The 2,009-nt window shown below is 66.8% G+C and carries 1 pseudogene; it reads right to left on the minus strand.

What is annotated here, in order from left to right:
• Nucleotides 1-2,009, minus strand: a pseudogene (locus AC3WOH_RS34805) (hypothetical protein); the annotation flags it as partial.

A 2,009-nucleotide genomic window follows, 5' to 3' on the forward strand; every position in this document is an offset into this window, starting at 1 on the left:
CCGGCATCGAGCAGGCGAATCACCTCGCCCACGATGCCCTTGTTGGCCAGAATCCCTGGCCCGGCCAGCGCGCCCAGCAGCTTGGCCGCCTGGCCCGCATTGCCGTTCAGGTCCAAGGCCAGCTTGGTGTCGCTGAAGTTCACGCGCTCTACGTTGGTGGTGTCCAGCATCGCCCCATCGGTCAGTCGCTGCAGGGTATAGCTGCCGTTGGCGTTGTGCTGCACATGGGTCTGCGCCAGGGTGGCAGGGATCACCACGGTATCGGTACCCGCACCCCCATCCACAAACCGCGCCAGGCCCAAGGTCGGGCTGATGGTGTTGTTGCCCGCATCGCCGGTCACCGTGACCTCGCGCACGGCATCCACGCGAATGGCGCCGGCACTGGCCATGCCTTCGAGCAACTGCGCCGGCGTCTTGCCCGCACTCTGCTCGGGGAACACCTGGGCGAACAAAGTTGCCACCTCCAGCGCCGTCTTGCCGGTGAGGCTCTGGATGATCGCCCCCTCGCCCTGGTTCAGGTCGCGGCCCAGCCACTTCTGGAACAGGAATGCAGCGGCCTCCTCGGCCGCACTGTGCGCCACCGTGAGAATCGGGCCCGTGGCAAAGCGCACCTGCTCCACATCGACCAGCCAGTCGGACACGCCACTGACGGTGTGCGTGAGCTTGATGCCGGCGCCTTCCAGGGTCACTGTGTAGTCGCTGCGCGCCCCTTCCTGGATCGCCACATCAAAGCCCGTACCGCCATTGAGTTTGTCGCTGCCCGTGCCACCGGACAACAGGTCATTGCCCGCACCGCCAAACACGATGTCATCGCCCGCATCGCCATAGACCTGGTCATCCCCGGCCTCGCTGCCCACGGTATCGTTGCCAGCACCGCCATGGATGATGTCGTCATCGGGGCCGAGCACGATCCACTGGTTGCCACTGTCGCCACTGGCCATGTTCTGGCCCGCACCACCGATGACACGCACATTGCCCACCACGGCGATGAACTCGATGTTGTCCACCTGGATCACCGTGCCCGAAGGCAGGGCACGCGCATCGATGATCACCGCCTGCTTGCCATCGGCCGGGTTGGCGCTGCCATTGATCACCAGCGGCTGCGATCCGTCATAGCCGGCACCGATGGTGGGCTTCAAGATCTGCACGCTCAGCGGCTCATTGGGTGAGAGCGTGGCATAGAACACCTGGCCAGCGTTGGTCAGCTCGGGGTTGTTGCCGGTGACCCGCTCGATGCGGAACCCGAGTTCGGCCAGGGCCGCAGAGCCCGCGGTCGTGGTGGAAAGGCCCTCGGCCGACAGACCCACTCCGGTGGGCACGCTGACCGAGACGATGGGGGAACCGCCGGGGGAGGTGACCAGCGGGATGTCGGCCAGCGGCGTGGGCGTGCCGGGCACGTCCGGACGGGTGGGGGTGACCACCGGGATGGTGATGACGGTGGAGCCACCGGGGCCGGGCTCGGTGGTGACGGGCACACCGTCCACCGTGGTGGAAGGGGGCGTACCGCCGCCATCCGAAGGAAAGCCCCCCACGGTGATCGCATTGCCCGTCAGGTCTGCAATCACCACGGCCGCATCGGCGCCGGCGTTCCAGTCCTCGGCAAAGGCAATGTTGTAGGCGGTGCTGTCGGAAGAAGCAGTGCCCGCCTTGTCCAGCAGCAGGTTCACGGCGGTCTTGTCGGCAGCGCCCAGCGTCAGGCTGAAGCTGGTGGCACTGGTGATCTCCACATCGGCGGTGGCAGCCAGCACATGGGTGCCGCCGGCCTTGCCGGTGAAGGTGAGCTTGCCGGCCGCGATGTCATTGAGCGCCCCGGCCTTGCCCAAAAGGCCCGTGCCCGTGACCACCAGCACCCCGGTGCCTACGTTGTAGGTGGCATTGGTGACCGTGGGCACGGCCACGTTGGAGACCGTGATGCCATTGCCCGTGAGGTCGGCGATCACCACAGCGGTATCCGCCCCGGCAGCCCAGTCCTCGGCGGCCGCCAGGTTGTAGGTCGTGCCGCTGGTGGA

It is taken from the genome of Acidovorax sp. FW305-C-20-28 (genome assembly GCF_058783375.1).